This window comes from Streptomyces sp. NPDC047869, assembly GCF_040704065.1.
Classification (GTDB): Bacteria; Actinomycetota; Actinomycetes; order Streptomycetales; family Streptomycetaceae; genus Streptomyces.
Window position 1 is genome coordinate 164,919 of sequence record NZ_JBEYRK010000011.1, and the last position, 23,605, is coordinate 188,523.

Genomic DNA, 23,605 nt, shown 5'->3' on the forward strand with positions numbered 1-23,605 from the left:
CTCAGGTGTCCTTTCGCGCGGCGTCGTGCCACGGCACGAAGGCGTTGGTCAGCCCGGACAGTGCCGTACGCAGCTCGGGGTGGTGGCGCAGCAGGACGGTGACCATGGTGTTGTCGTCGATCCAGGCCATGCCGGCCTTGGAGTAGACCTCGGGGGTGTAGTACGTGGTGAAGAAGCGGTCGCTGTTCAGCCGGCGCGAGGCCATCAGGATGAAGATGCGGAACGCCGTGTCACTGAAGGCGAATCCGGCCGGGAGCTTCTCCGCGTACAGCCCGACCATCAGGTCGACCTTCTCGATGTCGCCGTCGTAGAGCCGCCCGATCTCTTCGGCCCACGCAGGGTCGTGCGCCAGCTCCGTGAAGCTCTCGGCGGGCTTGAGCCGCAGCAGCCGCCGGAACTCGTTGTAGCGGGGCACCCCCAGCTCCCGGGAGCGCAGGATGTCGGTCGCGGCGAGGTCCTGCAGATGGCCGTCGGGCCGCTCGAACTCCTGAAGGAACCGGGGGAAGTTGTGCAGCGTGACCAGGCCTGGATGGAGCGTGCCGAAGCTGTACAGCAGGTCGGCCATCCGCGTGGTCTCCAGGAACTTCAGCGCTCCCGGGCCCGAGATGTCGCGCAGGGTGCATTGGCGCAGTGTCGTGTCGTCGGCGAGGGAGCGCAGATGCCAGTCGTCGCGGATCAGCGGGTGCATCCGGTAGACCGCCACGAACTCCTCGGTGAGGGCGTACGGGACGCCGTAGTGGTCGGTCTTGCCGCCGGGAATGCCGCTGATGACCTCGCTGTCGCCGATCCGGCCGAACAGGTTGTGGACGCGTTCGCCCGCGACGCCCCACCAGTTGGCCCGGAGTGCCTTGACGGTGGTGGGGTGGCTGATCACGGCCGGTGTCCACTCCACGGTGTGGATCTTGGCGAGGAGTGCTGCGTTGACGAGCCGGGCCCGCTGGAACAGCTCCTCGTCGCTCCAGGAGGGGTAGGCGCCGTGCAGGTGGTCGCAGATCGCGTTGTGCTCCCTGGTGAAGAGGTCCTGCATCATGGCGAGGCCCAGCCAGAAGCCGGGAACGCGCGTGGGGTCCTGGGAGGGATCCGCGGGGACGGGGGCCTGCTCGTCGTCCCACAGGTGCAGCTTGCCCAGTCGCCCGGTGCGCAACTGGTGCTGCTCGACCTCGTTCTTGCCGTAGATCTGGGAGGCGTCCCACCAGTGCGAGGAGACGTTGACACGGGTGTCGGGCGTCCCGGGAGGCGCCTGCGGGTCACGGGTCGGGTCGTCCGGGGTCCGGAAGATCTTCATCGGGCGTTCCGGCCACGGGTCGTCGTCGAGAAGGGGAACCTCCCAGGGCCGGTCCGTAGGGCTCGTGCCGTGACTGAACCAGTCACGGATCATGAACTGGAGCCAGGCGGACACCAGGGAGTTCACGGATTCGGCCGCGATGAGCTCATGGCGGGTGAGCAGGGTGCGGCTGACCTCGCGCGGACTGGGCGCGGACAGTACGTCCGCGGGTGCGGTCGGGGCGATGTTCCCGAGCGGGATGTTCCGGCCGAACCGGGTGCCCGCCATGCCCATGCGCGGGTCGCCGAGGTCGTTGTGGCTGCCGTCGGCGGTCCGGTTGACCCGGTGGCCCGCGGAAGGCGGCGCGGGCTTGGGCCCGTCGACCGAGGGCAGCTCACCGGTGTCGTAAAGGTTCTTCTGCCGGAGCCTGACACGCAGTCCGAAGAGCGTCAGCAGGCCCGCGGCGACGGGAAGCTTGTCCCAGCCGATGCGGCGGTCGATGTACTGGGCGGCGCCGGTGATGATCCGCCAGGGGAGTGATGTGCGGTATCCGGCCGGGGAACGTCGTGCGGCGCGTCGGTGCGTGCTCATCGCGTACTCCTTGGGTGGCTCCTGTTCGTGCGCGCGTCGAGTGCGCGCTCGTGCGAGGGCAGGTCCGTACGGGTCAGGCGGCGGCCGCGTCCCCGAGGATCACGTCGCTCGCCTTTTCGCTGATCATGTAGATGGGCGTGGCGACGAAGAACCCGGGAATGCGGGGGAAGACCGAGGCGTCGACGATCCGCAGGCGGTTCACCCCGAGGACCCGGAAGCTGCTGTCGACCACCGCCGTGGGATCGCCGGAGCGTCCCATCCGGCAGGTGCACGAGGCGTGGTGGCCCCAGGCCTCGTCCTGGACGAACTCGCGCACGGCGTCACGATCGCCGACGTCCTCGCCGGGCCACAGCTCCTTCTGGATCACGGAGCCGGCCCTGCGGTTCATCCCGCGCACGAACTCCACGGCGTCGGCCATCGCTTCGAGGTCCAGGCCCTCCTTGTCCGTGCCCTCGGTGAAGTAGTGGAAGTTGACCAGTGGGGTGTCGCGGGGGTCGGGGGAACGCAACCGGACCCGGCCCCCGCTGTTGTGCGTGCGGCTCTTGAGGATGGCCCAGGTGAACCGGTCCTTGTGCTGCGTCAGGTCTAGGGAGTAGCCGGGGCGGTACCCCCGGAAGTCGAAGGGGCCGCCGAAGATGAACAGGTCGGGGGCGTCCAGGTCGGGGCGTGACTTGCGGGTGATGCCAAGGACGGCGCCGTTGGTGGTGTAGAGGCCCTTGCCCTGCTGCCAGGCCCGGTAGCAGCGGTCCGGTTCGCTGCCGGACCGCGGAGCGTGGAAGGAGCAGTCCTTGATGACGGGGAACTCACGGTCCATCCGGCTGACCACGCCGACTTCGTACCGGTCCTGGAGATTGGCGCCCACTCCGTGCAGACCGACACGCACCGGGATGCCGTGCCGGTGCAGCTCCTCAGGTGGTCCGATGCCCGAAAGCATCAGCAACTGCGGTGTGTTGAACGCTCCCGCGGCCAGGATCACCTCGCGTGAGGCGACGACCCGGCGCAGCGCCGGGGTACCGGACGCCAGCCGGGCACCGGGATCGGCCCGGTAGGCGTGCGCCGCGTCCAGATAGTCCACTCCGGTCGCCGCGTTGCCCTCGTCCAGTACGATCCGTGCGGCCAACGCGTGGGTGCGGACCACCAGTTGCCCCGGATGGCTCCGCTGCACGGCCTGGACGCGTTCGCGTACTGCGCTGCGGCGGCCGTCGGCGGTGGAGACGGGGATCTGCCACAGCCCTTGCAGCGCTTGGGTCTGCACCCGCCAGTCGTTGGGGTCGACGAGGGAGCCCAGGCCCTCGAGGGGGGACAGCGGGCGGTCGAGGAAACCCGCGAGCGTGTCCTCCGCTGCGGAGAGGATGACCTTCAGCAACTGCTCGTCCTGCACGGCCAGTCGGGGGTCGGCGAGTGCGGTGGGCAGCCAGCCGTCGAACCCGTGCCGGGCCCGGTTGCGGTACCGGTCCGACACGAAGGGCAGCGCCCGGAGGACTGCGGCCAGCAGCGGGTTGCCGGGCGGCTCCTTGGGCCGGGGGCGGTACGTGCATCGCTCCAGCCGTTCGAAGTACCGGCGCATGGCCGTGCTCCGCCAGGTCGCGTCACCGGTGTCCTCCGCGATGGCGTCCCAGTCCCGGTTGTAGGGGTAGACGGTGATCAGCGCATGGTGCGCGGTGCACCCGCCGACTGTCCCGGCACGCGGGTAGAGGACGCCCCTGTCCGGTACGAGTTTGCTGTCGCGCCGTTGCCGCTGCTCGTCGGCGTAGTGCCGTACGAAGTAGTTCCAGCACTGGACGGGGTCCTCGGAGGCGTCGGCGTGGAAGGCGGGGACCAGGTAGCTGTCGTTCTCCTCCGCACCGCCGGCGTCGAGGAGGAGGGTGCGCATGCCCGCGGCGGCGAGGTTGGCCGCGAGCGGCCCGCCACCGGCGCCGGCGCCGACGACGACGTAGTCGAAGCCGGTCTCGGTCGGGGGAGTGGCCCCGGACTGCGTGTTCACTTTGGTTTGTCCTCGGGGGAGTTGGCGAGCGAGGCGGTGGCGCTGATGGCCAGGGCGGTGTTCACCGCCGAGATGAGCGTGGTCAGGAACGCCGTGCGCGGCGGGACCTGCCCGTGGAGGCCGAGCGTGGCCGCAGTCGCGGTGTCGCTGCCGTGGATCAGGATGCCTTCGCTCACATCGTCGCGCAGCCGGGCTCCGCTGTGGGTGAGCAGGTCGAGGCCGAGGAGGACCGTTCGGATACCGAAGAGGCGGAAGGCGTAGACGGCGGCCGGGCTGGGGGGATCGCGGTCGGGGTCGAACCGCCGGATGAGCATCTCCGGCGCCAGCAGACCGGCGGCTCCGTTGAACAGTCTGATGCCGGCGAGGGCATAGACAGAGACAGGTCGGTTTGAGACGGCAACCGTGGCCATGATGTCTCCTGGGGATGTGGTGATTCACGCGCTGACGGGACCGTCGGCCGAACCCCAAGACAAGGGAGAGGAACACCCTGGACGCACTCTTGGTAATCACGCTATGGGAACCACTGCTCAGCTGCATCCGGAGGACGGAACAGCTATTGGCGTCGTGTTCAACCAAATAGGTTCTCGCGGATGACAGGGGCGAGTGAAGGCGGTCCTCGTGGTGCGTTTGCCAGTCGATACGGACGGCAGGAGACTGATGATATCAGCGTGACAGTGCCGCTGAAGACGGGGATGGCCGGTGTCGACGCTTCCCCTTTCGCTGCCCCATCAGTGGGCATCTGCGGTTTGTCCGCGACTGCCTCCATGTTGAATGCCGAAAAGCCGTCCTCTCGTGTGCGTCTCGACCGCGCCGAGCGGTGATCCGCCGGCAGCCGAGCACGCAGTCGCGACGACAAATGATCAGCCGTCGTTCCTCTCGCTCAGGAGGTGTCCCATGAGCAGGGCTCGCCCGATCAACTGCATCATCCCTCCGTACATTCTCGACAGGCTCCTCGACAGCGAAGACAGGGAGGTGCGCCAGGCCGCCATGGACACCCTGCTGGTCACTGCTCGCCTGCGGGGTGAGCGAGCGGTCCGGGCGTCCTTCGCCGGTGCGGCCGCCGCCGGTAACGGCCGGCGCACCGTCTTCGACTGCGAGCAGGGGGAATCACTTCCCAATGCTGTCCTGGCAAGGCCGGAGGACGGCCCAGAGGTCGCGGACCCGTCCATCAACCGGGCATTCGAGGCACTCGGCCTTACCCGCGATTTCTACAAGGAGGTCTTCCAGCGTAATTCGGTCGACGGCAGGGGGATGCGCCTGGACGGATACGTACACTTCGGTTTCCAGGTCAACAATGCCTTCTGGGACGGGCGGCAGATGCTCTTCGGTGACGGGGACGGGAGGAAGTTCAAGAACCTCACCGGATCCCTTGAAGTGATCGGCCACGAGTTGACGCACGGAGTCACGGACAACACGTCAAAATTCGAGTACCACAATCAGCCCGGGGCCCTGAACGAGTCGATGTCGGATGTCTTCGGGTCACTGGTCAAGCAGTGGTCCCTGAAGCAGACGGCCGAGGAGGCGGACTGGCTGATCGGCGCTGACGTGTGGACTCCGGGAGTCGACGGCGACGCCCTGCGATCGATGAAGGACCCGGGGCACGCCTTCGACAACCCGCAGTTCGGAAAGGATCCCCAGCCCGACCGGATGAGCAAATTCATCCACCTGCCCGACACCAAGCGCGGGGACTTCGGCGGAGTGCACTTCAACTCCGGAATTCCGAACAAGGCGTTCTTCCTGACGGCCGCGCGCATCGGCGGATTCGCATGGGAGGCTGCCGGGACCATCTGGTACGAATCGCTCAAGGCGTCCAGTGCCGAGGACCAGTTCCAGGATTTCGCGGGCACCACCTTCCAGAAGGCCGCCGAACTGTTCGGCGCCGGCAGTCCCGAGCAGTCGGCCGTGCTGGCGGCGTGGCAGGAGGTGGAAGTCCCGGTAAGGGGCGTCCCGACCGGAGTCGCCCGGGTACGGAGCTCCTCGGCCAACGGGAACGGTGGCGCGGGCCGTGAGGACGGCTTGGCGGCCCTCGCCAGGCAGATCGGGGTACTGAACGACAAGGTCACGGGGCTGGCCAAGGATATGGCCGCGCTCAGGGGCACCAAGTGAAGATGACTCTGGAGGCCTACGGCGGGCTGGCGGCGGTGACCAACCTCCGCCGCCCGCCCGAGGTGCTGGACACGGACGCCCTGCCCGAGACCGCCAAGGCTGAACTGGCCCGGCTGCTGACAGAAGCCGCCGCGATGCCCCAGGAGGAGCAGGCCGGCCGCGTCAGGGACGCGATGAGCTACACGATCACGGCGGAGACCGGCGACAGCGTGACGGTCCTTGAACAGTCGGACGCCGCCATGACCCCTGCGTTCGCGGCCCTGCTCACCTCGCTCAGGAAACACTTCGCACAGCAATGATGCGCGGCTCGGCCTCGGTTGGCCTCAGTGGATGAACGGCGAGTCGTTCATCCACTGAGGCCGCTGCGCGGATCCCGGAGTGGGCTGTGCGGATCCCTAGTGGGCTGTGCGGATCCCGCTCGTGAATGACCACGCCACTCAGCCCTCGTCGAAGAGGAGATCATCGACCGGGTGCGTCATACGGATGGAGTGGCTGTTGGTGACGGTGACGACGTGGTGCAGGCCCACGAGCCGCTCCCCGGTGGACAGGACCGTGAGCGTGTCCCCTTTGCCGGCGAGGTATGCGGGGAAGCAGGAGACCGACATGCCCAGGTCGAAGTAGTCGACCAGCCGCCGGAACAGCTTGGGCAGGATCACGACGTCGTCCGTGATGGTGGACAGCGCGGTGACCTTGAACCCGGTCGTGGTGACATCCTGCGGCCACAGGCCCTGACCGGCGGTTCGGGCGCTCTGCGCGACCTTGGTGAGTTCCTCCCGCAGGTCGCGGAACAGGCTGGTGTAGAAGGTGGGGTAGACCAGGCCCAGTGAGGCCATGTGGTGGTTGGCGGTCTGCCGCAGCAACGGCACGTCGACCGTGACCGCTGTACCGCCGGCCGCGGGAGGCGCGCCCCGGCCGGCGAGGGCCACGGCGCGGTTGTGGATGTCGCCGCCCCCGGTGAGGATGTAGCCGGGCGTGGTCTCGGGCGTCGAGGCGGTGACCTTCTCCTTCGAGTCGCGCTCCACGGTGTTGAAGCCCAGCCAGGTGAGGAGTTCAGCCGCGGCGGCGTGGCCGAACTGCAGTGGCTGGTGTTCTCCGCCGTAGTGGGTTTCCAGCGCGTCGATGCCCTCCAGGCGGAGGGCGGCGTCACCGTTGACGGCATGCACTGGGTGCTTGCCTCCGACGAGCGTCCAGTCGTTGGGATTGTCGGCGATGAAGTGGACGGTGTCTCCGTCCGGCTCGGTGTCCTTCAGGCGGAACTTGCCCTGTATGAGCAGCATGGGCATGGCGACTCCTCCAGGGGTGGGATGCGGTGTATGGAATCAATGGATCGGCTTACGAAGGTGGTTCCGCTCCGGCCTGTTCGCTCACCATGTACCGCGCGTACCAGTCGGGCCAGTCGGGGTCCTCCGCACCGATGCGTGCCTCGTGTTCACCGTGAGCCGCCGCGGCGCGGCGGAGGGCGCCTGCCAGGTCCTCGGCCGACGCGAACGCTGTGGTGGCGGGGTCCAGGCGTCCCGGGAGCCGGGTGGTGATCTCCTGCAGGAGCCAGCCGTTGCCGTCCGGATCGGTGAAGGACAGGAAGGAGCCGTAACTTCCGCGTTCCGGGGCGGGTCCCGGTACGCGGGCGTCGGTGCCGGCGTGATGGAACACGCCGCCGGCATCGTGGAACACCTCGCTCGGGCCGGCACCGCGCCGTGTCAACTCTTCGTGCGCGGCCTCGATGTCGTCGACCACCAGGTGCAGACCCTGCGCCGAGCCCGGCGCCTGCTCCGTGACGGACGTGCCGAAGATGACCGATGCCGGTGAACCCGGAGGGGTCACCTGAACCACCCGGAACTCGGCGTCGGGGGCGATGTCCGCGTCGAGTCTCCAGCCCAGTGCCGTGTAGAACTCCTTGGCTCGGTCGACGTCGGACACCGGCACCACGACGACCTCCAGTTTCATGTCCATCGTTCACGTCTCCGTCTTGAAAGGGAAGGCAACGCCGGCGAGTCCGCGATGTCGGCGGGGCTGAACGGCGAATCCGCAAGGTGCTGGAAGGCACGCGTCGAGATTGCGCCTCGGGTCGCCGACCGGAGGATCAGGGCGCGACGAGCTGCTGGCCGCCGTCGATGTCGTAGGTGGCGCCGGTGAGGGCGCCGTTGGCCATGATGTGCAGTGCCAGGGCCGCGACATCCGCCGGACCGACCACTCGGCCGATGGGCAGTGTCTTCCGCAACTGTTCTCGCCGTGCCTCGAGTTGGTCTCCGAGGAGGGAGGCCGACAGCGGTGTGTCCACGAACCCGGCCGCGATGAGGTTGACCCGGACCGGGGCCACTTCCAGCGCCAGGTTGGCGGTGAGCGCCGGCAGCGCCGCGGTGAGCGCGCCTGTCACGGCCATCCCGGACGCGGGCCGTCTGCCACCGGTTCCGCCGATGAACAACAGCGTTCCTCCGGCCCTGACCTTGTCGCGGCTCGCCCGCCCCGCCGCCAGCATCATCGCGATACGCCCACCGAAGTCGCGTCCGGCGTCGGCCAGGTCGAGCGTGTCCAGGGGTGTGTACGACGGGCTGCCCGCCGTGACCAGCACATGGTCGACCAGCCCCGGCAGATCGAGCAGAAACCGCTCCAGACGCTCGGTGTCCAGGGCGTCGAACGCGGCCGTTCTCAGGGGACTCAGCTCGTCCGCCGCCCGCTTGAGACGATCGGCGTTCCGCGCCGCGAGCACCACCTCGCCACCGGCCGCACGCACCTGCCGCGCGGTCTCCAGACCGATTCCCGCGCTGCCGCCCACCACCACGACCGTTCGACCGGTCAGTCCCCCGGCTGCCGGACGGGCGCCTCCGGTCGCACTCACAGCGGGTCACCGCCGTGCCACCGCGATGCCCGGACGCCCCTCCGCGCGCCACAGATGCTCATTCTCGTGTCTCCCGGGCTTGTACGAGCCGACCCTCAGGAGAGCCGTCTCGTCCGGCGGATCCTGCGTTTCCGAGGACATGGCAGGTTCCCGATGGATCAGCGAAAGGATCGATCGCTGGGAGTGCGCCACGGCCAAGAACGGGGGAGTGGGCGGTCATGGGGCCTCCGCCACAGACGGAGGGCCCCCGGTGATTTCAGTCTGTCACTCGTCCCGCCGAGGCGCATCCGGGCCTGGGCACTCAAATGGGCGGGCGGAAGCGGTCGGTGGGAACTGGCTCAGCGTCGTAGTCGGCCGGGCGGGCCGACTACGACGCTGACGTCACCGTGGGTCCGGGGCGGGCCCCTGGTGCGCTGCCCGATCCGTGGTGCGCTTCACGGGAGGCGGGAAGCCTCCGCGCGGCGGACGCGCAGCCGTACGGGGTGAGTCATGCGGTGCCGCAGACGGTCCCGTTGAGGCTGAAGGCCGCGGGCTTGGCGAAGTTGCCGCCGTACGTCCCCTGGAAGCCGAAGGAGACCCTGCCGCCGGCCGGGATCTGCGCGTTGTAGGCGAGACCGCTCGCCGTGACGCTTCCGGACGACGGGGTCAGACTGGCGTTCCAGGCGCTGGTGATCTGCTGACCGGCCGGCAGCGTGAACCCCAGTTTCCAGCCGTCGACGGGGGAGGAGCCGGTGTTGGTGAGCGTGACGTCGCCGGTGAAGCCGCCCTGCCACACGTTCGTCGCGTACGACACGGTGCAGGCCGCCGGGCTTCCGGGGTTTCCGGAGTCCCCGCCGCCGGTGTTGATCGTGGAGGAGAAGGAGGTGACCGCGAGGCCGGTGCCGTTCTGCCAGGGTTCGAAGCCCGCCTGAACGCTGGTCAGGTACCAGTTGTTCTGCGCCAGCCCCCGGGAGACGGCCTGCCGGACGAAGTCCATGACGTCGAAGTTCCAGCTGGAGATCGCCGACGGGGCCACGAAGGACAGGACGTCGTTGGAGCCGTTGTTGCCGGACCACACCTGCCACTGGCGCCCTGCCACGCCGGCCGTGCCCACCTGCGAGCCGACCGGCTGGATGGATCCCACCTTGTTGAACCAGACCATGATCTCGGTCCGGTTGACCCCGTCGGTGCGGGGGGTGGGGTCGAGCCAGATGTCGTACGCGGCGTCGTACGCCGCGTCGCTCACATAGCTGTAGGAAATGCCGGTCGGTGCGCTGGATATGGTGCTGAGCTGCGCCGGGAGACGGGTGCCCGGCGAGCAGTTGGTGTAGTGGCAGCCGTTGTAGAGGGACGGGTAGGACTTCGGGGCGCCGTTCGTCGGGACCGAGCCGTCGGCCTGGGTGATCCTGAATCCCGAGTCGGTGGCGGTGATGCACTGGGTCTGGCTGGTGCCCCAGCGGTTGTTCTGAACGACGTATCGGCCCTGGATCGTGGTCGTGCCGAACGGTTCGCAGATCGAGGTGTCGGCGTGGGCCGCCGGGGCGGTGCCCAGCAGTGCCGCCAGGGTGGCGAGCGAGGTGAGCAGTGCGCCTAACAGGGCGTGCGTCCTGGTGGGGAGGGGGTGCCGTGAGGTTCGCATGCGGGTCCTCTCGGAGGGGTGGGGAGAGAGCGCGGGAGCGCCGGGGCCAACTGAATTGGGAGCGCTCCCATCACCTCCGTTTCGAGGGACTGTAGGAGAGCGTCGTGGCCCTGACAAGGCAGTGCACAGGATCCCGTCGGACCCCTTCGAAGGCGCAGGTCGGCGATGCGGGGCGAGTGCGGCGACTCGACGGCCGCTGAGCTGGGAGCGCTCCCGATGCCGCGTCGGGCGCGCAGCCTCACCGTGCACGCGGGTCCCCGCCGTCCCACCGGTCGGCGGTGCCGCTCAAGCCGAGTCGCGCAGCACCAGTTCCGTCCGGAGGATGACGTGGCGCCACGCCACGGACGGCTCCTCGATCTCCGGGAGGAGGAGCTGGACCATGGTCCGGCCGATTTCCTCGAGCGGCTGACGCACCGTCGTCAGTCGTGGCGCGGTCCGCTCTGCCAGCGGGAAGTCGTCGAAACCGATGACGGCGACGTCCTCCGGCACGCGGCGTCCCGCCGCTCGCAGCGCCGCCAGGGCGCCTTCGGCCGTGGTGTCCGAAGCGGCGAGGACGCCGTCGATCTCCGGGTGCAGTTCGAGGAGGCGGGCCATGGCCCGGTGGCCGCCCTCCTCGGTGAAGTCGCCCTCGCCGACCCACGACGGCCGGGCGTCCAGGCCGCCCAGTGCCAGGGCCTCCCGGTAGCCGCGCAGCCGGCACTGGGCGACGTACATGTCGAGCGGCCCGGTGATCGTGGCGATCGCCCGCCGTCCCGTGGCCAGCAGGTGGGCGACCGCACTGCGGGCGCCGCCTGCGTTGTCCGCGTCGACGTAACTGACGCGCTCGTCGCTTGAACGGCGTCCCATCAGCACGGTCGGCATCCGGGCCTCCGCGAGCATGTCGGGCAGCGGATCGTCGGCGTGAACGGACATCAGCAGGACGCCGTCCACCCGCCCGCCGCGGGCGTACTCGAGGAAGCGCCGCCGCTCGGTGTCCGAGCGGACCAGGGTCAGCAGCAGCTGCGGCCCGGTGCCGGCCAGCGCGTCGCCGATCGCGTGGACGATCTCGGAGAAGAACGGCTCGGCGAACTGCCGCCATCGGGGCTCCGTCATCACGAGCGCGACGGCGTCGGCCCGCTGCCCGGCGAGGGAACGCGCCGCCAGGTTGGGCACATAGCCCAGTTCCGCGATGGCTCGCTGCACGGTTCGCCGCGTCGAATCCTTGACGCCCGCCGCGTTGTTGACGACCCGGGAGACGGTGCCGCGGCCCACCCCGGCGCGGGCGGCCACCTCCTCGAGTGTCGGAGCGCCCGGCTGCCGCCTGCCCATGACCACCTCCCCGGAGATCACCCGATACTACGGCGCGGACGACACCGGGCACAGGCCTTCCCACGGCTCCGGACCTCGGAACCCCCGTGCCCGGTCCGGGGACGCCGGTGCGAACCTGCGCAGCTACCCGGCCAGCGGCCTGCGGCTGGAAGCCACCGCTCACCGGCGGCCGGCCGAGCCAGTCAGCGCACCAGAAGGTCGATCACGCCCGTCAGGCCCTCCTCGGCGCCGCCCTGGGCCAGGCGGCGGCGCATCAGCTCGAAGTAGGAGCTGAGCAGTTCAGGGCTGACACCCTGCTGCTCGGCGGTGCTCAGGAAGGTCTGCGTGCCGGCCACCTGCATGGCGAGACTGGAGACGACACCCTCGGTGTAGTCGCCGCTGCGCAGCTGATCGGCGGTCTGGTGAACTGCCGGAGCCATCGGATGAGCCAGTCGGCCAGCAGGGGGGCGAGCGAGACGGGGTCGATGTTCTCCTTGCGGATCAGGGCGAACGCGTGCGCGGCCCCGGCGAACATCCCGTACATGGCGCTGAGCAGAGCCACGTCGTGAAGGGCCGCGAAGCCCGCGTCCTGGCCGACGTAGACGGTGCCGGCCGGGACGCCCAAAGTCTCCTGGTGCCGTTCGAACAGCTCCGGCGAGCCGCTGTAGAAGACGTAACCGCCGGCTTCCGGGATGCCGATCATCGGAGGGACGGCCATGATCCCGCCGTCCAGGTAGCGGGCGCCGCGCTCGCCGACCCATTCGCCGCGAGCGCGGGCCTGGGCAGGGGTGCTGGTGGTCAGGTTGACCAGGTCCTTGCCTGCCAGGCCGGTGCCGGCCAGCACCTCCTCGACCGAGGAGTCGTCCAACAGGCAGACAACGACGAGGGAATTGGACGCGACCGCCTCTGCGGCGCTGTCCGCGACTTTTGCGCCCTCGGCGGCGAGTGCCGCGGTGCGGGCCGGAGTTCGGTTCCAGACGGTGAGCGGGTGACCGGCGGCAAGCCAGGTGCGAGCCAGCGCGGTTCCCATCCCGCCGAGCCCCAGCAGGGTGACGGAAGTCTTCTCAACAGTGTGCTGCGTCATGCCGACAAGGCTGGTCACGGACCTGAAGGTGATCAAGTACGCACTTCGGAGTGGGTGGTTACCCTGGGGTGAGCTAGCACGTCAGAAGGGTGGGGCATGACGACGCTGAACCGGCCGGGCGGGCCGGATGGCCACGTCTGCGGGATCGACAGCGCGATGGAGGTGATAGGTGGCAAGTGGAAGGTACTGATCCTCTGGGTGCTCCATGAGCACCCCCAGCGCCGCTTCGGCGAGCTGCGCCGACTGCTGCCGGGGATCACCGAGAAGGTGCTGGCCTCCCACCTGCATGAGATGGAAGCGGACGGCGTCGTACGCCGTGTGTCCTACGACGAGGTGCCGCCCCGCGTCGAGTACTCCTTGACCGAGGACGGCGTGCGCCTCAATGACGCGCTCCAGCCTTTGGCCGCGTGGGGGCGCGGGCGGTCGACCGGAGTTTGAGGGGAAGGCGCCTCGCACAGGCTCACTTGGCGCCGCTCCCGGACGCCGTCATGCACAGCCTGACCCTCACCCGGTCTGCGGAGCGTGGATGTGTGGAAGAGTTGGGCGACGTTGCCAACGCCGGCCGGACGAGGCCGAACCGTGTGCTCGAGGGGACCGGGAGTCGTTCCATGGCCGATGAGATCACGCTGCGTCCGGTGACTGCCGACGATCTCGACGTCTTCGAGCGCGAGTTCAACGGGCCGGAGGGCGCCGGCCCGTACCAGTGGTTCGGCTTCGGTTCACCGGCCGGCCTGCGCCGGCGGTTCGCGGAGACCGGTCTGCTCAGCGCCGACGGCGGCGTGCTCTGCGTCGCGGAGGCGGGCCGGACGGTGGGCCGGGTCGAGTGGTTCGCGAGCACCTGGGGGCGGCCGGCCACCTCCACCTGCTGGACCCTCGCGATCGGCCTGGTGCCCGCCGTGCGCGGACGCGGCATAGGCACCCGGGCCCAGCGGCTGCTGGCCGCATACCTCTTCGACCACACCAGGGCCGAACGGCTCCAAGCCTGGACGGACTGCGCCAACCTCGCCGAGCAGCGTGCGTTGGAGAAGGCGGGCTTCGTCAGGGAAGGGGTGCTGCGCTCCGCGCAGTGGCGCGGCGGGCGGTGGCACGATCAGGTGATCTTCTCCATGCTTCGCGCGGAGCTGCCCGGCAGTGAGCCAGGGACCTGAGCAGCTCCGTACGCCTACCAGGCCACTGGCAGCTCAAGTGGGAAGCGTCTGATCGTGTTCGTGTCCCATCGCACTTCCTCCGGCGCCACTGCCAGCCTCAGACCGGGGAATCTCTCCACCAGCCGGCCGATGGCCACTTCGAGCTCGGCCATGGCCAGAGGCATCGCGATGCATCGGTGTCCGCCCCAGCCGAAGGTCATGTGCGGAGCGCTGTGACGGTCGAGGTCGATGACGTCGGGGTCGGGGTAGCGCTGCGGGTCACGGTTGGCTGTCAGGTAGGACACGTGGACGAAGTCGCCCGCCCGGATGTGCGCGCCGTCGAGTTCCACGTCCTCGAGTGCAACCCGGGGAATTCCGACCCCCTTGCGGAACGGGATGCAGCGGAGCATCTCGTGCAGGACGTCGGTCATGGTCTCGGGCCGGCTCCTGAGATGCTGCAACAGCGCGGGTTGGGTCAGGAGGAGATAGGCGATATTGCTGATCTGGCAGGTCGCCGTGTCCTGGCCGCTGAGCGCCAACGTCAGGGTCATGACGGCGAGTTCTCTGTCGTCGAGCTGTTCGTCGCCTTCCTGCGCCGCGGCCATCGCGCTGATGAGGTCCGGGCCGGGTGACTTCCGGCGTTGAGCGACCAGTTCGGCGAAGTACTGCGCAAGATCGGCCTTGGCCTTCGAGGCGGCTTCCTTGTTCTCCGCACCCACGACGAGCAGTTGGTGCACGGCATCCTGGATCCAGGGCCATTCCTCCGGTTCGATACCGAGGAGGTCCAGGACGGCATGCTGGGGGAGCTTGTCGGACAGGTGCTCGACCACGTCCGCAGGCGGTCCCTGGTTCTCCATCTCGTCCAGCAGGCGGTCCGCGAGCCGGACGATCCGGTGCCGCATGGCGTCGACTTGCTGCTGCGTGAAGGCCTGCGAGGCCAGGTGGCGCACGCGACTGCTGTGCGGTGGGTCCATCACGTTGATCGACTCTGGCGAGACGATGGGCTCCGGCGTCATCCGGGGGTAGTCCTGACCGATGATGCCCGCCCTGCTGAACCGCTGGTCGGTGGTCACCTGCTTGACGGCGTCGAAGCTCGTGACCAGCCAGGCGTCGGCGTCGCCGTAAGGAAGCCGGATGCGCACCGGGGAACCGCGTCGCATCAGGGACCCGAGCGAGGGATCGAACTCCAGGGCTGTGCTGAAGTCGAATGGGCAGGTGAGTGTCTCGTTGTCCGCTGTCATGAGCCGGCTCCTCCGGGCATGGGTACGACGTTGGTGGTGTCCACGGCCTTGCGAACGGCTTTGGCGAGCCTGACCGCGTTGCCGACGGCCCAGTAGTGGACGAAGAACAGACGTGGCTGGTCATCGAGGTTGTGGTGGTGCACCTCGACGAGTTCGATGCCACCGCGTCGCAGGGTCGTGAGGACGGGCTGGACCTCGCCGGCGATCATGACCAGGTCGCCGCTGAGAGCGGCCCTTCCGCCGCCGAGTGGCTGGAAGTTGACCGACGTGGTGGACCCGAGCCCCGGAGGCAGTACCAGATGGCCGTCGGCGACGGTCTCACGGCGGACAAAGGTGCTCTTGTAGATCACACCGTCAGTGATGCCTTTGACGCCCATCGCTGCGTCGATGGCGGTGGTGTCCAGATCGACGGGCGGCGACGAGGTGGTGGGCTCGGCAGGTGGGGTCCCGGTGCGGTCGAGTGCGGCGCGCAGGCCCCGGGCGACAGCCACCGGATCGTGACCGTGGGCGTGCACATGGAGCCACCAGACATCCGGCTTGTGGGCGAGCAGGTGCTTGTGGAGGGCGGTTTGCATGATCCCGTGCTGCTGCAGGACATCGCAGAAGCGCTGCAGTTCGCTTTCGACGACCACGACGTCGCCCATGAGGAGCGTGCTGCCATCCGCGTACCGGACGAAGGACACGTGCGTGCCCAGGGCGAGCGCGGGATCGATGAGAATCCCTCGGGAGAAGACCTTGAGGTCCCGGCGCGGAAAGGCCGTGTGGTACATGAACCGCTTCATGTCACCGGCTCGGCCGAACGCCGTGCCCACGTCCGCCCAGTCCGCCAGTTTGGTCATCACCGGCTCGACCAGGGCGTGGTCCCGCTGGGCGGACAGGGTGCCGGCCCGGGCCGGCGCGGCGCTGAGCGCGGGTGCGAGGGCGGCCGCGGCCAGCACCCGGCGCCGGGAAGTTGTGAGTGGGGATCGTGAGTCGTGCTGTCGCTTGTCAGCCATGGCATATGCCTCCTGGCTTGATCGAATCATCCAGATCCGCGTTGGGCGGTGATCGACGCAGCCACATCCCGCATGTGGACTAACCCACGAGAAAGAAGTGCGACCCTCGGCCGCCGGATCCGCGGCCCTGACCCGGACGGCCCGGACGGCCCGGACGGCCCGGACGGCCCGGACGGCCCGGACCGGATCATCGAGGTGTCCCTGCCCGGCTGCGCCGACCTGGACAACGACGCCGCCGACGGAGCGGCCATCGCCGCCTACGCCCCGCTCGCCTCCCGTGAGCGGGCACCGTGATGGCCCTTGCGGGCCGACCACGGTGCCGGGCCCGATCCACGGTGCCGGGCCGTGCGGAGTCTGTGTCAGGCCGTGAGGGCCTCGTGAAGGGTGGTGTGGCAGGGGATGACCGTGTCGACCCCTACGATCTGCAGGGTGCGCAGCACGGAGTCGGGGATGCCGGCCAGCCGCAGCCAGCCGGCTGCCTGAGAGAGGGCGCGGTGGGCGGTGAGGAGGACGTTGATGCCGCTGGAGTCCATGAAGGTCACTTGCCGCATGTCGAGGACGACGCGGGGCCGGTCGGCGAGACCGCTGACATCCAGGGCGTTGACAAGAGGGCCGGCGCTGGCGTGGTCGATCTCGCCTGTCACGGTCACGACGGTGATGCCGTCGGCGGCGGTGGACACCACCGTCAGCGGTGCGGGCCCGTGCGCGTTGTCGTCCACTACAGCTTCCTCGATGTTCTCGATATCCGGTACGAGCCGGCTTTTTGACTGGACCAGTGCCCGGCATCGTATGAGGCAACGCCCCTGTGTGGTCCAGCCAACAGACACTGATTGGCTGATGCGTGTGCGCGAGCCGATCACGGGTACGAGTGTCGGGAAATGTGGGGTGGTGGAGGCGAACCGGATGAAACAGGCTTTGTCGGGTGAGGGCAGCATGGTGTCCCACGGCGACGGCCACCTACGTGCCGCGGCAGCCCTGGACGGACAGGGCGGCTGCATCGCCGAGGCCCGCCACCTGGCCGCGGACTTCCTGTCCCTGGCGCGGAGCGAGCACCGCATTCCCGTCTCCCAGCGTGCCCTGGAGCTGACACAGCTGGTGGTGAGCGAACTCGTCACCAACGCCCGCAAGTACGCCGCAGGCCCGATCCTGCTGGACCTGCGCATCGCCGGTGATCTGATGGAGGTGCAGGTGTGGGACTCCAACCCGGGCCTGCCGGTGGCCCGGGTCGCTGACGTCAGCCGGGTCGGACAGCACGGCCTGGAGATCGTGATGGCCGTCTGCCGTAGCGTCGAAGCCGTACGGGAGCCGGTCGGCAAGCGCGTCACCGCCCGTCTGCCCCTCACGGACGACGCCACCGGCACCGGCTCCACGGACCGTCGATAGGCGCCGACGTCGATAGGCGCCGGACAGGCCGGCACCGCTGCGCATGCCAGGGCAACCCCCTGCAACGGCGACGCAGAAAACGCTCAGTGTGTCAGTGGGACGCAATCACGTATGACCTTGCGTGCCAGCGTCTGTTCGGGGAGACGGAGTTCGTCTTCGATGCGGTTCGGTCGGGCTCGTCGAGCGTGATCGTCGCGCTGCGTCTCGGGGCCCGGGCCAGTCGTGCCATACGCAGGGTTTCGGACGGGAAGCCGACAGCACCGACCTCGCTCCCACTGCCCTCGGACTCGAAAACGTCGTCAAGGCCCCGCTGTTCGCGCAGGCCCTCGGCATAGCGGGCGGCCCACAGTTCCTCCTGTGCGGCTGTCGCGGAACGGCCGCACAGGAGCGTCCGGCTCTCGGTGGCCGGTCGGTGTACCCCCACGTTGACAGCGTCCGCGAGACTGAGGACGTGAACAAGCTCACCAGCGGCGCCCGGCCGTGGTGAGCCCAGGCCCGGCGGTTGGCGGTTGGCCCGCCGGGCGCTCGGTGCGGAACCGGGCGGACGGCAGCCGCCGCTTCCGGAGATCACTGTGAGGCTTCGGACGCGACGCGGGCTGCTCGCGACGGCTCAGGCCCCGGGGCCGTCGCGCAGCAGGCGCCGGGCCACCTCGGTGCGGGCCGCGGTGGGTTCCGCGGCGATCCGCTCGGTCCGGCGGGCCTGCGGCACCACCGCTGCCGCCAGGGGCTCCCCGGCGAGAAGGCAGGCGCGCCGCAGATACAGTCACAGGCGGCGCACCAGACGGTGAACCGGCTGTCGCCGCGGATCTCCGTGCCGCACTCCGGGCACGGTTGTGTCGTTTCTCTGGCGATGCCGAGCATCTCGGTTCCCCCGGTTCCGCGGCCCCTCCCCGAGCCGCCACCTGCAAGTACGGGCCTGATCCGATCACAGGGCGGAGCCGCGGTGAAGGCGTGCTCGTCCGTACGGGCCGAACCGTGATCCCGCCGCGATCGTCGGAGGGGTGGCGGGGCGGTGGGGCAGGCGGGACGCGGGGCGGAGCCGACGATGGCCGGCCGCCGTCCCGCTGGAGACCGCGGCCTTCCTACGAACCCTCCGTGAACGCGGTGGCGTGGTCGGCGGTCCACTGGCGAAGCGTTCGGGGCGCCGTCCCGAGGATGTCGGCCACCGCGGTGGTGACGTACGCGGGCCGTCCGACCGCCGCGCGCCATGCGGCGAGCAGCATGTCGACGACCGAGCTGGGCGCCGTACCTTCAGACAGGCTTCGAAATTCGTCCGGCGTCATCTCCTCGAACGCGATCCGGCGCCCCAGGGCGTCGGCGATGACGTCCACCTGCGCTGCCTGGGTCAGTGATTCGGGCCCCGTGAGGACGTAGTCGCCTCCGACGTATCCGTCCTGATGGAGCGTCCGCGCGGCGACGGCAGCGACGTCTCGGTCGTCGACCGGTGCCGTCCCGGCAGCGCCGTAAGGCCACCGGACGACCTCGCCGGCCCGGATCGCGGGCGCCCACCAGGCCAGCGCGTTCGACGCGAGCATCCCCGGCCGGATGATCGTCGACTCGAGCCCGGTGGCCGCGATGAGCCGCTCGATGTCGGCGTGCAGCACCGCCATGGGATTGGGCTGCTGGAAGAAGGGGTGCGGCGTCCGGTGCGGGGAGGACAGGAAGACGACCCGCCGCACGTGGGCTGCCAGCCGCTCGACGACTGCCCCGGCGGTCTGGGGAGGGGCCGTCCAGACGAGGAAGACGGCACCGGCGCCGTTCAACGCCGGGTCGAGTGAATCGGGCACGGTGAGGTCGCCGGTGAACACCTCGACCTCCGCCGGCAGCGTCGTCGCCGCCTCGGAGCGACGGATGAGGGCGCGGACCGGCACGCCCGCGCCGAGGAGTTGGTCGATGACGACGCGGCCGACCCGGCCCGTCGCCCCGGTGACGAGCACGGGAGGGATCTCCATCTGATTCATGTCACCCATGAAAACGTTACTCGGTTAAAAAAGCAACTCGGTTATGAATGTTACAGTGGTCAGATGAGCGAGCCGACGGGACTGCGGGCCCGCAAGAAGGAGCGGACGCGCGACGCCATCGGCGACGCGGCCGTCTCGCTGTTCCTGGAGCGCGGCTTCGACCGTGTCTCGGTCAACGACATCGCCGCGGCGGCCGAGATCTCCAAGCCGACCCTCTTCCGGTACTTCCCCACCAAGGAAGACCTGGTGCTGCACCGGTTCGCGGACCACCAGGGCGAGGCGGCGCGCGTCGTACGTGACCGTGGATCCGGCGTCGAGCCGGTGACGGCGCTGCACCGGCACTTCCGGGCCGGCCTCGATCGATACGACCCCGTCACCGGCCTCAACGATCATCCCGAGGTGGTGGCGTTCCATCGGCTGGTGTTCACCACGCCGAGCCTGGCGGGACGGCTCACGCGGTACCAGCTCGAGGACGAGGAGGCACTGGCGGACGCCCTCGGAGAAGGCATCCGGGCACGCCTGCGAGCCGCCCAGGTACTCGCGGTCCAGCGGGTGCTCGCCCGGACCAACTGGCAGAAGATCGCCGACGGTCGGACCGCCCACGACGTCCACCCCGAGGCCGTGGCCGATGCCGACGAGGCGTTCGACCAGCTGCGGTGACAGGCGACGCTCCCGGGCGAAGAAGGCTCAGCGGCCCGGTGCGCGCATGGCCACGGGCCCGGCCGGACCGCTTCCGCGAACGTCGGCGGCTATCCCCTTGTCACGTATCCCTGGCAGCCCGGTGTGAACTGTGTGGCACGCCGGTATTCCGGGCCCGGCGCGCGCCCCTCACCCGTGCGCGTCGCCTGTCAGTGGGGGAGACTTCCGTGTACGGGCCCCGCCGCCCTGTTCGCCGGGCGGCGCCAGTCGTTCAGGCCGCGCCGCCTCCCCGCTCGACCGCCCCCGCTCCGTGACCACAGCACCCTTCAACACAGACGAGGCGACCCCATGCACGAGATGGATGCCCTGCTGCGCGAGTACGACCGCGCTCGCGCCTACACCGACGAGCTGTGGCGGGACCTCACGCCGGACGAGGTGACCTGGCGCCCGAACGAGAACTCCAGCGCGATCGGCTGGCACCTCGGGCACCAGGCCCATGTCGCGCACTTCATGGTCCGCAACCTCATCGCGGCCGAGCCCAGTCCGGACCCGGAACTGGACGGACTGATGGACTCGGCCAACCCCGAGCGGTTCCGTGGAGCCCTGCCCACCATCCAGCGGCTCACCGACTTCCGCACCACGGTCGCCGAACGCGTGCACGCCCGCATGGGCGACATCGCCGCCGGCCGGGTCGGAGCCCCGACACAACTGACCATCGTCGCCACTCACTTGCTCACGGCGCTCATCAACCACGAGTACCAGCACGACCAGTGGATCAGCGAGGTGCGCAGCAACGACCTCGGCCACGTACTGCCGCCGGATCCCGACTGCGCGAGCGTCCGGCGCATCGACGGCTACCTCGTCATCGACGGGATGTAGTCGCGTCCTGAGACATAGGTAGCGGCCGAGGTCGTCGTCATGACGGCCCCGTCCTGGTCCCGGAGCCGCCGCTCCGGCAAGGTCTGCTCCCGTGCCCGGTCCGGTCGTCGTGCGGTGCTGCCACTGCGAGGCGCGCGGCGAACCGGGACTCGTTCCGGGCGGGTGAGCGGGTGCTGGCTGGGGCCCGCTTCCGTCGTGCCGTGCCGCTGCTCGCGCGCGTAGCGGCGGGCCAGGGCGTGGAAAGCCTCCTTCGGCTCCCAGTGCCAGCCGGACGGTCCATGACCCGCAGCCCGAAAGGCGGCGATCGAGCGGCGGAAGTCGCACGTGCCGAGGTCTCGGCGGAACGGCCGGTGATCGCCGGTAGGCTTCGGCGGTGCGCACGGTCGAGCTTCTGTTGGATGAGGCGGCGGAGCTGGCGGTTCGGGAGGCCTGGCGGCGGCTCGCGGACGCGGGGCTGCCCAGTCAGGCGCGCCACCGCTCACCGACCAACAGCCCGCACCTCACCCTGGCCGCCTGCCCGGAGTTGACCGCCCCGATCCGCTGGGAACTGGCCGAGGTGGCCGCCGCTCTGCCGCTGCCGGTGCGGTTCACCGGTGTGGTCCGCTTCGAGCGGCCGACCTCGGTGCTGGCCTGGGCGCTGGACCTCGACTCCACGCTGGCCGGCCTGCACCGCCGGGTGTGGGAGGCGGTAGCCTCGGACAGCCCGCCCGAGACCCTCAACCCCTTCCATGAGCCCGGGCGCTGGAGCCCGCACATCACCCTCGGCCGTACCCGCCGGGCTGGTGCTTTCAGCGGCCGGCGGGTTCCCGAACTGTTGCCGGCGCCGCCGCTGTCGGTCCGGCTCATCACCCTGCGCAGCTACGACACCGAGACCGGCGCGCTGGAGGTGCTGGAGCCCCGCCCGTGATCCGTCGCCCCGCCGGCGACCGGCCGGCGCACTTCGAAGTAGCGGCTTCCACGGGGGCACGGTCCTCCCACTGGATGACGCCAGGGTGATGCCGGACTGACGGCGCGCTCGTAGCGTGAACCGGGACTTCCCGGGCGCCCGCGCCTCAGCACGGAGCCCGAACCCGGGACGCCGAGAGACAGTGTGGCCGAGCCGCGCCCGCTGGAGGACCGCATGGCAGCGGCCTCAAGGGTGCGACCCAGCGCATTCCGACGGCATTCGCCGCTTACCACCAGGCGGCCACGGCTACGCCGGCCGCAAGGTCACCTCAGGAGGTGATGACGTGAGGATCCCCGCCAACGCTGCCAACAACTCGCGTCAGCGGGCGCATCGGACGCTGGCGAGACACAACAGGTCGCCAGTCTGCATGGCCTTGAGCCTGCTGGTCCTCCTGCTGACGACCACGGTGCTGGGCTGCTTCGGTGTTGCGGACCTCGAGTCCGCGTTGAACTTCCCCGGCCGTGTGACCGGCGCGGCGCTCATCGGAGCCGCCATCATCACGTTCTTGGGTGCTGCCGCCGTCGTGGACCACTGGATCTGGCGCTGTTTTCCCTACTCCGGGGCGGTGGCGCTGGTCGGTACGTTCGTGGCCCTGTTGAGCAACGTCCTGCTCCTGGTCGGGATACTGAAGGACGGTGATTCCACGGTCTACCTCGCGGTGTTCTGCGCCCTCACGGCGGGATCGGTGGGGGCTGTCTTCGCGGTGTGGCGGACGTCGGTCGTCATCCCGGCTCCGAAGCGGGTGGCCGCCACGCTGATCGTCACCTCCATGATCGCGGTGGGCAATTTCGGCTACCAGAATCTGTACATGCCGTCCCAGCGTGAGGCGGATCCTGTCATCAAGCTGATCACAGGGCCTCCGGTGAAGAGCAGGGACGGCAAGGCGTTCTCCGTACCGGTCAACATCACGATGGAGAACCACAGCGAAGTGGCCTTCTATGTACTCGGCGACATATTCCACGCCATGGCGCAACGGGTGCCGCTGAGCACGAAGGACCGGCTTCGCCAGCAGTGGCGCGACGATTCCGCGCAGTGGCCGTATTTCGAAGGTGCCAATCCGCTCTCCCGTCGCGAGATTCACCAGCCCGGCCAGTTGGTGGAGGCGCAACCATGGATGCCCTACGGACGGTGGATCGACGCCGGTGGCACCTTCTCCGCCCGCATGGTGCTGCAACTGCCCATGAACACGCCGTATGACCAGGTGACCTTCTACGCCAGCGCGAGCCTCGCACGCAAGGACCGGATGTCCGTGGAGGACCTGAAATTCGCGGGTTACTCCTGGCAGCGGGGCACCAACACACCTGCTTGGGTAAGTAAGGAAAAGGAAAAGGAAAAGGAATGGGACTCGCTCGTATTCCGGGGGACGATACATGAGGGTAATGCGATCGACGAGCACACAAGAGATCGCCGGACGCTGTGCGTCTACTGGCGCTTCGGCACGCACGGTGCGGACATAATGGAAGCCGTCACTTCGCCCCACGGAAACGCATCCTCCACGGAGGCGCAATTCCGGTACGGCATCCGCGACGTCCAGACGGGCCCGGTCGAACGAACCCTCTGGGACATCAAGAGCCGGCGATGACCAGGCAGTCCAGGCGTACGGGGTGGCCCGGCCGGGAGGCTCCGTGCGGGCCGGCGTACGCCCGAACACGGGGGCGCCGTCC

At 69.3% G+C, this 23,605-nt stretch carries 22 protein-coding genes and 1 pseudogene; 10 read left to right on the forward strand and 13 right to left on the reverse strand.

The window, feature by feature from the left end:
- Window position 1: 1 nt before the first annotated feature.
- From AB0924_RS17025 to AB0924_RS17035, 3 genes are all read right to left on the reverse strand, one after another.
- Window positions 2-1,855: a peroxidase family protein gene (locus AB0924_RS17025; RefSeq protein WP_366911801.1), complete on the reverse strand. Its 1,854-nt coding sequence runs from the start codon at window positions 1,853-1,855 to the stop codon at window positions 2-4.
- Window positions 1,856-1,928: 73 nt separating this feature from the next.
- A complete protein-coding gene (locus tag AB0924_RS17030) occupies window positions 1,929-3,839 on the reverse strand; it encodes a GMC oxidoreductase (RefSeq protein WP_366911802.1) in 1,911 nt (636 codons plus the stop codon).
- Entirely contained in the window at window positions 3,836-4,249 is a 414-nt protein-coding gene (locus AB0924_RS17035; protein WP_366911803.1) for a hypothetical protein, read from the reverse strand. Before AB0924_RS17035 ends, AB0924_RS17030 begins: the two co-directional genes overlap by 4 nt.
- A gap of 382 nt (window positions 4,250-4,631) precedes the next feature.
- On the opposite strand from AB0924_RS17035, the gene AB0924_RS17040 reads away from it, so the two are divergent.
- Both AB0924_RS17040 and AB0924_RS17045 read left to right on the forward strand, forming a co-directional pair.
- On the forward strand, window positions 4,632-5,945 hold the full coding sequence (locus AB0924_RS17040; protein ID WP_366911804.1) for a M4 family metallopeptidase: 1,314 nt from the start codon (window positions 4,632-4,634) through the stop codon (window positions 5,943-5,945).
- A gap of 2 nt (window positions 5,946-5,947) precedes the next feature.
- Window positions 5,948-6,244 carry a protealysin inhibitor emfourin gene (locus AB0924_RS17045; protein ID WP_366911850.1) on the forward strand — a complete coding sequence of 99 codons (297 nt, stop codon included), beginning with the start codon at window positions 5,948-5,950 and terminating at the stop codon, window positions 6,242-6,244.
- Between the two features lie 138 nt (window positions 6,245-6,382).
- Here AB0924_RS17045 and AB0924_RS17050 read toward each other — a convergent pair whose 3' ends face one another.
- The 6 genes and pseudogenes from AB0924_RS17050 to AB0924_RS17075 form a co-directional block, all read right to left on the reverse strand.
- Window positions 6,383-7,228: a nuclease gene (locus tag AB0924_RS17050; RefSeq protein ID WP_358938630.1), complete on the reverse strand. Its 846-nt coding sequence runs from the start codon at window positions 7,226-7,228 to the stop codon at window positions 6,383-6,385.
- 49 nt (window positions 7,229-7,277) lie between these two features.
- Window positions 7,278-7,895: a VOC family protein gene (locus tag AB0924_RS17055; RefSeq protein ID WP_358938628.1), complete on the reverse strand. Its 618-nt coding sequence runs from the start codon at window positions 7,893-7,895 to the stop codon at window positions 7,278-7,280.
- Between the two features lie 130 nt (window positions 7,896-8,025).
- Window positions 8,026-8,781: an SDR family oxidoreductase gene (locus AB0924_RS17060; protein WP_358938626.1), complete on the reverse strand. Its 756-nt coding sequence runs from the start codon at window positions 8,779-8,781 to the stop codon at window positions 8,026-8,028.
- A gap of 487 nt (window positions 8,782-9,268) precedes the next feature.
- A complete protein-coding gene (locus tag AB0924_RS17065; protein ID WP_366911805.1) occupies window positions 9,269-10,399 on the reverse strand; it encodes a cellulose binding domain-containing protein in 1,131 nt (376 codons plus the stop codon).
- Window positions 10,400-10,684: 285 nt separating this feature from the next.
- Window positions 10,685-11,707 carry a LacI family DNA-binding transcriptional regulator gene (locus tag AB0924_RS17070; RefSeq protein WP_366911806.1) on the reverse strand — a complete coding sequence of 341 codons (1,023 nt, stop codon included), beginning with the start codon at window positions 11,705-11,707 and terminating at the stop codon, window positions 10,685-10,687.
- Between the two features lie 182 nt (window positions 11,708-11,889).
- Window positions 11,890-12,770 (reverse strand): annotated as a pseudogene (locus tag AB0924_RS17075) (NAD(P)-binding domain-containing protein).
- Between the two features lie 96 nt (window positions 12,771-12,866).
- Between AB0924_RS17075 and AB0924_RS17080 the strand changes: the two are divergent.
- Both AB0924_RS17080 and AB0924_RS17085 read left to right on the forward strand, forming a co-directional pair.
- Window positions 12,867-13,208: a helix-turn-helix domain-containing protein gene (locus tag AB0924_RS17080; RefSeq protein WP_366911807.1), complete on the forward strand. Its 342-nt coding sequence runs from the start codon at window positions 12,867-12,869 to the stop codon at window positions 13,206-13,208.
- A 170-nt stretch (window positions 13,209-13,378) separates the two neighbouring features.
- On the forward strand, window positions 13,379-13,918 hold the full coding sequence (locus AB0924_RS17085; protein ID WP_366911808.1) for a GNAT family protein: 540 nt from the start codon (window positions 13,379-13,381) through the stop codon (window positions 13,916-13,918).
- Window positions 13,919-13,932: 14 nt separating this feature from the next.
- Here the strand turns inward: AB0924_RS17085 and AB0924_RS17090 are convergent, their stop codons facing one another.
- Window positions 13,933-15,138 carry a cytochrome P450 gene (locus tag AB0924_RS17090; protein ID WP_366911809.1) on the reverse strand — a complete coding sequence of 402 codons (1,206 nt, stop codon included), beginning with the start codon at window positions 15,136-15,138 and terminating at the stop codon, window positions 13,933-13,935.
- Window positions 15,135-16,133: a DUF1259 domain-containing protein gene (locus AB0924_RS17095; protein ID WP_358938613.1), complete on the reverse strand. Its 999-nt coding sequence runs from the start codon at window positions 16,131-16,133 to the stop codon at window positions 15,135-15,137. The genes AB0924_RS17090 and AB0924_RS17095 overlap by 4 nt, the downstream gene beginning before the upstream one ends.
- Before the next feature lie 72 nt (window positions 16,134-16,205).
- On the opposite strand from AB0924_RS17095, the gene AB0924_RS17100 reads away from it, so the two are divergent.
- The gene (locus AB0924_RS17100; RefSeq protein ID WP_358938611.1) at window positions 16,206-16,427 is read left to right on the forward strand and encodes a hypothetical protein; all 222 of its coding nucleotides are present in this window, start codon (window positions 16,206-16,208) and stop codon (window positions 16,425-16,427) included.
- Window positions 16,428-16,492: 65 nt separating this feature from the next.
- On the opposite strand, the gene AB0924_RS17105 is transcribed toward AB0924_RS17100, so the two are convergent.
- A complete protein-coding gene (locus AB0924_RS17105) occupies window positions 16,493-16,852 on the reverse strand; it encodes an STAS domain-containing protein (RefSeq protein WP_358938609.1) in 360 nt (119 codons plus the stop codon).
- A gap of 214 nt (window positions 16,853-17,066) precedes the next feature.
- Between AB0924_RS17105 and AB0924_RS17110 the strand changes: the two genes are divergently transcribed.
- Complete coding sequence (locus AB0924_RS17110; RefSeq protein ID WP_366911851.1) at window positions 17,067-17,516, forward strand: ATP-binding protein; 450 nt, start codon at window positions 17,067-17,069, stop codon at window positions 17,514-17,516.
- 1,082 nt (window positions 17,517-18,598) lie between these two features.
- On the opposite strand, the gene AB0924_RS17115 is transcribed toward AB0924_RS17110, so the two are convergent.
- Window positions 18,599-19,477: an NAD(P)H-binding protein gene (locus AB0924_RS17115; protein WP_366911810.1), complete on the reverse strand. Its 879-nt coding sequence runs from the start codon at window positions 19,475-19,477 to the stop codon at window positions 18,599-18,601.
- Between the two features lie 63 nt (window positions 19,478-19,540).
- On the opposite strand from AB0924_RS17115, the gene AB0924_RS17120 reads away from it, so the two are divergent.
- The 4 genes from AB0924_RS17120 (at window position 19,541) to AB0924_RS17135 (ending at window position 23,523) form a co-directional block, all read left to right on the forward strand.
- Window positions 19,541-20,137 carry a TetR family transcriptional regulator gene (locus tag AB0924_RS17120; protein ID WP_358938605.1) on the forward strand — a complete coding sequence of 199 codons (597 nt, stop codon included), beginning with the start codon at window positions 19,541-19,543 and terminating at the stop codon, window positions 20,135-20,137.
- A gap of 327 nt (window positions 20,138-20,464) precedes the next feature.
- Window positions 20,465-20,995, forward strand: a complete 531-nt coding sequence (locus AB0924_RS17125; RefSeq protein WP_358938603.1) for a DinB family protein — start codon at window positions 20,465-20,467, stop codon at window positions 20,993-20,995.
- A 373-nt stretch (window positions 20,996-21,368) separates the two neighbouring features.
- Window positions 21,369-21,902: a 2'-5' RNA ligase family protein gene (locus AB0924_RS17130; protein ID WP_366911811.1), complete on the forward strand. Its 534-nt coding sequence runs from the start codon at window positions 21,369-21,371 to the stop codon at window positions 21,900-21,902.
- Window positions 21,903-22,314: 412 nt separating this feature from the next.
- Window positions 22,315-23,523, forward strand: coding sequence for a hypothetical protein (locus AB0924_RS17135; protein ID WP_366911812.1), 1,209 nt, complete (start codon window positions 22,315-22,317; stop codon window positions 23,521-23,523).
- The last annotated feature ends 82 nt before the right edge of the window (window positions 23,524-23,605 follow it).

Bases quoted from the DNA above. Each gene is read 5' to 3' on its own strand.
- AB0924_RS17070 (WP_366911806.1), bottom strand. From the start codon at position 11,707: ATGGGCAGGCGGCAGCCGGGCGCTCCGACACTCGAGGAGGTGGCCGCC.
- AB0924_RS17095 (WP_358938613.1), bottom strand. From the start codon at position 16,133: ATGGCTGACAAGCGACAGCACGACTCACGATCCCCACTCACAACTTCC.
- AB0924_RS17090 (WP_366911809.1), bottom strand. From the start codon at position 15,138: ATGACAGCGGACAACGAGACACTCACCTGCCCATTCGACTTCAGCACA.
- AB0924_RS17035 (WP_366911803.1), bottom strand. From the start codon at position 4,249: ATGGCCACGGTTGCCGTCTCAAACCGACCTGTCTCTGTCTATGCCCTC.
- AB0924_RS17115 (WP_366911810.1), bottom strand. From the start codon at position 19,477: ATGAATCAGATGGAGATCCCTCCCGTGCTCGTCACCGGGGCGACGGGC.
- AB0924_RS17050 (WP_358938630.1), bottom strand. From the start codon at position 7,228: ATGCCCATGCTGCTCATACAGGGCAAGTTCCGCCTGAAGGACACCGAG.
- AB0924_RS17085 (WP_366911808.1), top strand. From the start codon at position 13,379: ATGGCCGATGAGATCACGCTGCGTCCGGTGACTGCCGACGATCTCGAC.
- AB0924_RS17120 (WP_358938605.1), top strand. From the start codon at position 19,541: ATGAGCGAGCCGACGGGACTGCGGGCCCGCAAGAAGGAGCGGACGCGC.
- AB0924_RS17055 (WP_358938628.1), bottom strand. From the start codon at position 7,895: ATGGACATGAAACTGGAGGTCGTCGTGGTGCCGGTGTCCGACGTCGAC.
- AB0924_RS17110 (WP_366911851.1), top strand. From the start codon at position 17,067: ATGGTGTCCCACGGCGACGGCCACCTACGTGCCGCGGCAGCCCTGGAC.
- AB0924_RS17065 (WP_366911805.1), bottom strand. From the start codon at position 10,399: ATGCGAACCTCACGGCACCCCCTCCCCACCAGGACGCACGCCCTGTTA.
- AB0924_RS17125 (WP_358938603.1), top strand. From the start codon at position 20,465: ATGCACGAGATGGATGCCCTGCTGCGCGAGTACGACCGCGCTCGCGCC.
- AB0924_RS17025 (WP_366911801.1), bottom strand. From the start codon at position 1,855: ATGAGCACGCACCGACGCGCCGCACGACGTTCCCCGGCCGGATACCGC.
- AB0924_RS17080 (WP_366911807.1), top strand. From the start codon at position 12,867: ATGACGACGCTGAACCGGCCGGGCGGGCCGGATGGCCACGTCTGCGGG.
- AB0924_RS17045 (WP_366911850.1), top strand. From the start codon at position 5,948: ATGACTCTGGAGGCCTACGGCGGGCTGGCGGCGGTGACCAACCTCCGC.
- AB0924_RS17100 (WP_358938611.1), top strand. From the start codon at position 16,206: ATGTGGACTAACCCACGAGAAAGAAGTGCGACCCTCGGCCGCCGGATC.